We start from the raw sequence: 8,639 nt of genomic DNA on the forward strand, positions 1-8,639 counted from the left end.
CGGTTTTTAGAGTATTGTTGGCTAAAATAATCGAAACAGATGCCTAAGATGCAATCGTTCAACTCAAATTCTGAAATCTATGCTGATTTTGGATTATTACGGGGTGAGATTTGCAAGTGGCTCTGTATTGAGCCTTTTTTCTGCTTTTATCATGACATCATCCACCGAATCATGACTCGTCAAAAAATCACTCAAAATCGTAATCATGGCATCATTGCACTCTTTGAGTTTGAGATTTTTAGGATAGAGTGCCATATCATGTGCCGATTTAACATAGACTTTTCTAAAAGGGAGTTTTTTGAACTCTTCTGTTTTTAAAACGTTTAGATTGGCGGGAACCTGACCTGAAAGCGCCCAGTCATAGGAGTTTTCTGAAATCCATTTGATAAATTCGGCTGAGGCTTTTTGTTTGGACAAATCATTGGATTTTAGGATGACAAAAGTATGTGAATCTCCAAAATTGGCACTTTTTTCAAATAGTTTCGGAAACTCAACGACACCGAAATCAAGCTTTTTATTTTGTTGAAAATTCCACGTCGTCCAAACCCCTGTAATCATCGTTGCGGCTTTGTCAAATTTAAAGAGGTTGTACCCTTTTTCATCGTGTATCTCTTGATTCCAAACTTTGGCTTCTCTCATTTTGTAAAAAAACTCAAATGCTTTTCTTCCCGCTTTATTGTTGATGGCTGCTTTGTTATTAACGATATATCCCCCATTTTTTTGCTGAGAATAGAGACTGTACCAAATCCACCAGTTAAGTACATTGTCGTTTGGGGTAGAGAATGCCACGACATCAGGCGGCAGTGATTTTTGAAGTTTTTGTAAAAATTCTACGAATCCCTCAATGCCGCTTCTTATGATTGGATTACCGTTTTTATCCAAAAGATGAGCCTGTGCCAAATATTTTTTGTTGAAATACATAACTTGCGGATGCATATCCAGAGGGAGAGCATAATGTTTTTGATCAAATCGGATCGCTTGAATCAAATGGGGGGAAAAATTCTTCCACGGTATCTCATAAGGATTTAAATCGGCTAAGGCATTTTGATGTACATACCACGGGAGCAGTGATGCATGAACGATAGCGATATCAGGAGCATTTTTGGTGTGAATATTTTTATTAAGAGTGGGGTAATACTCTGCCCATTTTATGATTTTCATCTTAACATTGATGTGTTTATGGGATGTATTAAACTTATCCACCATCAGCTGCATCGGTCTGGCATCTCCGCCGCTGAAGAGAACCCAATATTTTAGATTCGTGAGCGGTGGTTCATTACCCATCAATGCAACAATGAACAATATTTGAGCGAAAAATAGTGTAAAAAGCTTCATATCCTAATTCTATCATACGTTTTGCTAAGATTTAATGTATCTCTTCTAAGCAAGTGCTGAGAGGCACTTTGTTATAATCACGAAAATTGTATAAAGTGAACCAATGAAATTTATTGAAACACGCGGAAATGACGGAATCCATCCACAACAGGTTACCTTTTCAGAGGCGATTTTAAGTCCCATCGCATCGTTCGGCGGATTGTATGTTCCGAGCGAATTGCCTCATCTCGGTGAAGCGTTCCTCTCTAAGCATTTAAGCTCCAGTTATAAAGAACTCGCCAAAGATTTATTGACAACGCTTGCTATCGATATTGACGGCTCAGTAATCGATGAAGCTCTCTCACTCTATGATAAATTCGACGATCCGACCAACCCCGTTCCGGTTGTAAAAGTGCGTGATGATTTGTATGTGAGCGAACTCTATCACGGACCGACCCGCGCGTTCAAAGATATGGCGCTTCAGCCTTTCGGTGTGGTTCTTAGCTCTATCGCCCAAAAGCGTGGAGATGAATATCTGATTCTAGCGGCAACGAGTGGCGATACGGGTCCTGCGGCATTGGAAACCTTTAAAAACAGAGCGAACGTTCGTGTCGCGTGTCTCTATCCTGATGGGGGAACCTCGGACGTTCAGCGCCTCCAAATGGTGACCGAAGATGCTCAAAATCTTAAAGTGATCGGGATCAAAGGGGATTTCGATGATGCTCAAAGCGCATTGAAAAAGCTATTGGGTTCTCAAACGTTCAAAGATGCCCTAAAAGCGAAAAACATCTCCCTCTCAGCGGCTAACTCAGTCAACTTCGGACGGATTATTTTTCAAATCATCTATCACATCCACAGCTACCTCGAACTGGTTCGCCAAAATGTCATTGTGATGGGTGAAAAAGTGTATCTCGATGTTCCAAGCGGAAATTTTGGGAATGCTCTAGGCGGGTATTACGCCTATAAAATGGGTCTTCCGGTTGAAAAAATCATTATCGCATCCAACGAAAACAACGTCCTTACCCGTCTAATCAATACGGGGCGCTATGATTTGCGCGGTGAGCACGTCGTTGCGACGACATCACCCGCGATGGATATCCTCATCTCTTCCAATGTCGAGCGTATCTTGTTCGATCTCTTCGGTTATGAGCGTACCAAAGAGCTAATGGCAGGTCTCGAAGCGGAACGTTTCTATGCGTTGAGCGATAATGAGACGATGAAACTTCAAGACTTCTTTTCCGCCGATTATTGTAACGGTGCAGAGGGGAAAGGGTATATCAAAGAGGCGTTTGATACGGGCTATTTGATGGATCCGCATACGGCGACCTGTTTCAAAGCGTATGATTGTTGTGCAACAAAAAAATTAAAAACGATTGTCTACTCGACAGCAGAGTGGACGAAGTTTTCTCCCACGATTGCGAATGCCCTCACAGGTGAAAAGGATGCGAATGACATCGATGCTCTAGCATCCATCTCAAAAACGGCTAAAACACCGATCCCTGCTATGATCAAAGGGTTATTTACTAAACCGATAGCACAACCGATCGTTATTGAAAAAGAGGATATTGAAAAAGAGATTCTCTCTTTTCTATAACCTTTTAATTGATGTTACGCGCTAAAACGAATGCATCCGTTTTAGCGGCAGGGACAAATGTCCCTTGCAACCCCCTAAAGCTACAAAAACTACGTTTTTGAGAATTTTAGTGGTATTGTAAGGTCAGCTCTTAATAGAGATTATTTCGATCCGTTTCTGTGCATCGGGTGTTGATAATCAGCTTTTTCACAACCGCTGAATAAAAATACTGATGATGCAGATAACAATACTAGAAATAGTGTTGTTTTCATATTAACCTCCTTTTGTTGTTATTCTTTTGCTTTATTTCTATGGAGCGCCATCTCCATGAGCTTAATCTCTTCGTCTCCCCACACTAATATTTTTTTCGAGGTTGTTAAATCGGGCTGTTTGGTCGTTGTGTACTGAATCGATGAGAGAATGTGTTTAATACAATTGGTACGGGCTTTTTTCTTGTTGTCGGATCGGATAATGACCCATGGAGCATTTCCGGTGTGGGAAGCGCGAAGCATCGAATATTTCATTTCGGTGTATTTATCCCATAAATCTTGGGACTTAGCATCAACGGGCGAGAGTTTGAATTGTTTGAGTGGATCGGTTTTTCGCTCTTTAAAGCGACGAGCTTGTTCTGATTTGGAAACAGAAAAATAAAATTTAAAGAGGATGATTCCAGATGAAACAAGCATGTGCTCGAACTCACCGACTTGATTCAAAAATTCTTGGTGTTCTTGGGGGGTGCAAAATCCCATGACAGGCTCAACGCCACCACGGTTATACCAGCTTCTATCAAACAATACGATCTCGCCCGCAGCAGGGAGATGTTGTGCATAGCGTTGAAAGTACCATTGGGTTTTTTCGACATCTGAGGGCTTATCCAATGCGACAACACGTGCACCGCGAGGGTTAAGATGCTCAGTGATCCGTTTAATCGTCCCCCCCTTGCCGGCAGCATCACGCCCTTCAAAAATCATCAAAACTTTAAGCCCTTTGTCTTTAGCATGGTTTTGGAGTTTGAGCAGTTCGATTTGGAGCTGTTTAAGCTCGTCTTCGTATTCTAAAACTGATTTTTTGACCCAAACGGGGAAGCGTTCCTCTTTATCACTTTTTAGACGGCGTTCTTCTTCATTTTCTTCTTTACTTTTGCGACGATCATCATGGACAACTTCTCCGATATTATCGGTTTCAATAATTTCTGCTTTTGCCATGGCACTTTTTGCACCCATGCATCACTCCTTGTTTCCTAATTTTTTCATTATAACGTTGTGTTGATTAAATCGTCAAGCTTTGTGACCTCATTCGTTGAGGCATAACAAGAATTCTCTCCGCAAATGGTGAATGATTCTAGTGTTTCATCATTTTTGAGAAGGACATAGGGATAAGAGAAAATTTCACCAATACGAGAGAGCTGGGCGGAATTATTTTTGATAAGCCGTTTCTCTTTTAGAGAGCGAATTACTTCGGCGGTTAGGGTAGGGTAGTAGATTGGTGTTTTCATTAGTTTGATCGAGACGTATTCGAGACTTTTAAAAGCAAATCGGCTGTATTTTTGATCGACCAGCATTCCTAAACTTTGTAATACACTGACCATAACCCCTACACTGCTAGAATACGTTCCATCATCGAGTTCCGCGACTGTCGTAAATGCTCCGCGACTGAAATACCATTTGCCCTCTTCGTAAAAAAGTTCTAGTGCCTTGTTGGCAAATCGTTGTGCGTCTATTAGATAGGTTTCGTTGAGTGTTGATTGATACGCTTCGATTAAGGCACTGCAAAGATAGGCGTAATCTTCTAAAAAGGCATCAATTTTTGGTTTTTTATGGATTAAGGTTGAGTGTTTGAGTTGATTTTCTAAAAACATTGTTGAGGTGAGTTTTTCCAAACTTAAAATGGCTTGTGCACGATATTTTTGCTCTGTTTTACCCAGTACAAATAGAGCCTTAATCATCATTGAATTCCATGCGGTAATAATTTTTTTATCGATGAAAGGATAAATTCTTGATTTTCTTAGTGTGATGAGTTGCAAACGAAATGTTTCAAACCACTCTGGACGTTCATTCGAAGCGAGACGGAGGATATAATCTCCTTCGAAATTTCCCTCAGGTGTTGCGCCGATGAGTTGTGCTGCTTCATCCGCTCGTGAGGGGCAAACAGACTTAAGTGCAGTGATGATTTCATCATAACTGTAGACAAAGTATTTTCCCTCTTCCCCCTCAGAATCCGCATCACTGGCGCTATAAAAGAGATCCTCTTCCATCATGAAATTGATCATAAAATCGGCACTCTCACGGGCGATACGGAGATAGTGATCATTGTGATAGAGTATTCCCGCTTTCGCATACAGTTCACATAACAGGGCGTTATCGTAGGTCATTTTCTCGAAATGGGGAACGAGCCACGCTTCATCCGTACTGTAGCGGCAAAAACCACCGTCAACGAGATCGTACATACCACCCAACGACATCGAATCCAACGTATGGGTAATTATCGATTTGATTTTTTCATTATTGTCGAGACGTTCGATACTTAATAATGTTTGGAGGGTAGAGGCATGGGGGAATTTCGGTGATTTTGAAAAACCGCCGTTGATTGGATCATAATTATGTTCTGCTTGGAGGGAAAATTGGGTGATGATCTTCTCATTTAATGCCGTAGCTTGAACACTCTCATTTTTAGGACGGAGATAGCCGGTGATCTCCTCGGCGTTTTGAAACAGTTTTTCATCATTGAGCGCTACTTTCTCGGCAATGATCGCGGTGAGCTCACTAAATCCCATCATCCGCTCTTTGTTATAAGGAGGGATATAGGTAGCGGCATAAAAAGGTTTATTTTCAGGAGTACAAAAGATCGATAGCGGCCATCCACCGCTTCGGCGGTTGAGGAGCATGTGGAGTTCTTGGTAATGTTTATCGATGTCAGGACGTTCTTCTCGGTCTACTTTGATACAAACGAAGTGTTGATTGACAAAGTCGGCAATTTCAGGATTTTCAAACACCTCATGTTCCATTACATGACACCAGTGGCAGCTGCTGTATCCGATGGAAATAAATATAGATTTGTGTTCATTTTTTGCTTTTAAAAATGCCTCGTCACACCATGAAAACCAGTCTATCGGGTTGTCTTTGTGCTGCTGGAGGTAGGGTGAATCTTCGAGTGCGAGGCGGTTGGACATAAAAAGCTCCCTATAAAGTTGCATGTAGTGTAGCATTTGATGCTATAGGTAACCTGAAAAATATTAACAATGTTGCTCAATGAGGAAGCTCACAGTTAAATGCGGTAAAATAAGTGATAAATTCGAATTGAAGGTTTCTTGATGCGTTTGCTATTTTTACTACTTATTTCATTAAATGTTTGGGGTGTTGGCTTTTTACAGCCTGATGAAGCGTTCAAACCTAAAATAAGTATGCAGGATAATTCTACTATCACCGTTGAGATAGCGTTGGGAGAGCAGATTTATCTTTATGCAGATAAACTGAAAATCGAAGATGCTGATCCAAAAGACGGGATTGACTTTGCTCTGATCAGCATGCCTAAATCTGTGGAGCATGATGGAGAAAAGGTTTATGAATCATCACCAATAGCTCAAATTACCCTTTCTAAAAGTTCAGATGTCAGCGGAAAGCAAACGGTGAAGGTCAAAGTCTCTTACCAAGGATGTTCCTCTGCAGGATTGTGCTATGAACCGATGGAGAAGATTCTTGAAATTAGCGTAGATGCTGACTTGTTGAGCAAGGCCAGTGCCCCGAGTAGCTCAATTTTAAAGGCACCAGCAGTTGAGGCAGAGAATTTAGATACGGCTTCCCTAAAAGAGGAGGTAAAAACCTCTGAAACCGATAAAATCGCCAGTGTAATCCAAGGGGGAAGTCTTTGGTTCATTATCTTGAGCTTCTTTGGGTTTGGACTTCTTTTGGCACTCACGCCTTGTGTCTTTCCGATGATTCCGATCATTTCTTCCGTAATCGTAGCTCAGGGTGAAGGGCTGGGGACGACAAGAGCATTTTGGCTTTCAGTCGTTTATGTGTTGTCGATGGCAGTTGCGTACACGATTGCCGGAATTTTAGCAGGGATATTTGGGGCAAATTTACAGGCGGCATTTCAAACACCGTGGATTATTACGTTATTTGCTTTGATTTTTGTAGTATTGGCGATGTCGATGTTTGATTTGTTCGAACTTCAGATTCCAAATGCAATCCAATCACGTATTACTAAAGTCAGCGGAAAACGAAGTGGTATAATCGGTGTCGCTATCATGGGCTTTCTCTCTGCCTTGATCGTTGGTCCGTGTGTTGCTGCACCTTTGGCAGGTGCATTGATTTACATCGGACAAACGGGAGATGCATTACTCGGAGGTATCGCCTTGTTCTCGTTGAGTATTGGTATGGGTATACCGCTGATCGCGATTGGAACAAGCGCGGGCAAATTTATGCCTCGTCCAGGTGTGTGGATGGATAATGTTAAATCAATTTTTGGAGTCATGCTAATCGGAATTGCGATCTGGATGATCAGCCGTATTTTGGATGAAAATATCTCTATGATGTTGTGGGGGGCTTTGGCAATTTTTGTAGCGATCAATATCGGTGCACTGGAGCCGATAAGAGGACGTTGTATCCGTTGTGGTCGTGCGAATAAAAAAGCATTAGGGATTATCCTCCTTCTTTACGGCATGTCATTGCTTTTAGGTGGAATGAGTGGTTCAAAAAATCCTCTACATCCGCTTGATCCATTTTTACCGAATAAAGTAGCAGTTGAATCGGTAGAAGAAACAAAACATAAAACCTTTGAGAAAATCACCTCCATCGAAGAGTTGGATGCTATTTTGGCAGAGAACAAAGGAAAAGCTGTATTGGTCGATTTTTATGCGGATTGGTGCAGTGCATGCAAAGAACTCGAGGAGAAAACCTTTAGTAATGAGAGTGTTAAAACAGCCATGGATGATTATGTTTTGATTCAAGTTGATTTGACAGCCAACGATGATGCTGCCAAAGCGATCAGTTCAAAATTTGGTATATTTGGACCTCCGGCAATTTTGTTTTTTGATGAGAGTGGTGAACGTATCAAAAGTGCCGATATCGTCGGATTTAAAGAGCCGCAAGAGTTTTTAAAACATTTAGGAGATATCAAATGAGTAAGATAGTGTTGGCATTGGCGGTTATGGCTAGTTGTGCAATGGCAGAGCTCAAATGGGCACCATCGTATGACGCCGCATTAGCGCAAGCGGTAAAAGAGAAGAAAAAAGTAATGGTAATGCTTTCGCGTGAAGAGTGTCCTGCGTGTGAATACATGGAGGAGATCGTTTTCGAAGAGAAAGCGGTGGAAAATGAAATACATAAAAACTTCGTCCCCGTACACATTGATATTCACAAAGACTTTATCCCTGAGGGATTAGGATATATGGGGACACCGACATTTCATTTTTTAGATGCTAAAGGGAAAAAAATCGGTCGACACGATGGTGGAGCAAATATTCCAACATTTCTGGGTATTTTAGGGAAGATGAAAAAATAAGCCTTAAATGGGTATTGGAAGTAATCTTGATAAAAACTGTTCTATAAATATAAAGTGGCACATTAGGTAGAAATAATATGACAGTATGTCTAAAAATATTTGCTTAACTGTACCCCATAGCTTAGTGGATCCCCAAAGTGACAATAGGTATTTGAAGGGGTTGCTATCATGAAATCGGTATATTGCCGATCAAAAAGATTTTTTGCATACGTTTTAAATTCCCACTCTTTTGATTTGTAGGCTATGGAAG

Annotated in this window: 6 protein-coding genes; 3 read left to right on the plus strand and 3 right to left on the minus strand. The window is 41.2% G+C overall.

Features of this window, described 5'->3' with window-relative positions; all coding sequences use genetic code 11:
* Nucleotides 1-96: 96 nt before the first annotated feature.
* On the minus strand, nucleotides 97-1,335 hold the full coding sequence (locus tag PHR02_RS12080) for an extracellular solute-binding protein (RefSeq protein WP_299992375.1): 1,239 nt from the start codon (nucleotides 1,333-1,335) through the stop codon (nucleotides 97-99).
* A 103-nt stretch (nucleotides 1,336-1,438) separates the two neighbouring features.
* Between PHR02_RS12080 and thrC the strand changes: the two genes are divergently transcribed.
* Nucleotides 1,439-2,908 (plus strand): threonine synthase, encoded by a 1,470-nt coding sequence (gene thrC / locus PHR02_RS12085; protein WP_299992376.1) that lies wholly within the window; start codon nucleotides 1,439-1,441, stop codon nucleotides 2,906-2,908.
* 269 nt (nucleotides 2,909-3,177) lie between these two features.
* On the opposite strand, the gene ppk2 is transcribed toward thrC, so the two are convergent.
* Together ppk2 and PHR02_RS12095 are read right to left on the minus strand one after the other, a co-directional pair.
* Nucleotides 3,178-4,110, minus strand: coding sequence for a polyphosphate kinase 2 (ppk2, locus tag PHR02_RS12090; RefSeq protein WP_299992378.1), 933 nt, complete (start codon nucleotides 4,108-4,110; stop codon nucleotides 3,178-3,180).
* Nucleotides 4,111-4,139: 29 nt separating this feature from the next.
* A complete protein-coding gene (locus PHR02_RS12095) occupies nucleotides 4,140-6,056 on the minus strand; it encodes a thioredoxin domain-containing protein (RefSeq protein WP_299992380.1) in 1,917 nt (638 codons plus the stop codon).
* Nucleotides 6,057-6,197: 141 nt separating this feature from the next.
* Here PHR02_RS12095 and dsbD point away from each other — a divergent pair, with 141 nt between their 5' ends.
* Entirely contained in the window at nucleotides 6,198-8,009 is a 1,812-nt protein-coding gene (dsbD, locus tag PHR02_RS12100; protein WP_299992382.1) for a protein-disulfide reductase DsbD, read from the plus strand.
* Complete coding sequence (locus tag PHR02_RS12105) at nucleotides 8,006-8,389, plus strand: thioredoxin family protein (RefSeq protein ID WP_299992384.1); 384 nt, start codon at nucleotides 8,006-8,008, stop codon at nucleotides 8,387-8,389. The genes dsbD and PHR02_RS12105 overlap by 4 nt, the downstream gene beginning before the upstream one ends.
* Nucleotides 8,390-8,639: the final 250 nt, after the last annotated feature.

Source organism: Sulfuricurvum sp., from assembly GCF_028688295.1.
Taxonomy (GTDB): Bacteria; Campylobacterota; Campylobacteria; order Campylobacterales; family Sulfurimonadaceae; genus Sulfuricurvum.

Coding starts and splice junctions, on each gene's coding strand:
- ppk2 (WP_299992378.1), bottom strand. CDS start 4,110: ATGGGTGCAAAAAGTGCCATGGCAAAAGCAGAAATTATTGAAACCGAT.
- PHR02_RS12095 (WP_299992380.1), bottom strand. CDS start 6,056: ATGTCCAACCGCCTCGCACTCGAAGATTCACCCTACCTCCAGCAGCAC.
- dsbD (WP_299992382.1), top strand. CDS start 6,198: ATGCGTTTGCTATTTTTACTACTTATTTCATTAAATGTTTGGGGTGTT.
- thrC (WP_299992376.1), top strand. CDS start 1,439: ATGAAATTTATTGAAACACGCGGAAATGACGGAATCCATCCACAACAG.
- PHR02_RS12080 (WP_299992375.1), bottom strand. CDS start 1,335: ATGAAGCTTTTTACACTATTTTTCGCTCAAATATTGTTCATTGTTGCA.
- PHR02_RS12105 (WP_299992384.1), top strand. CDS start 8,006: ATGAGTAAGATAGTGTTGGCATTGGCGGTTATGGCTAGTTGTGCAATG.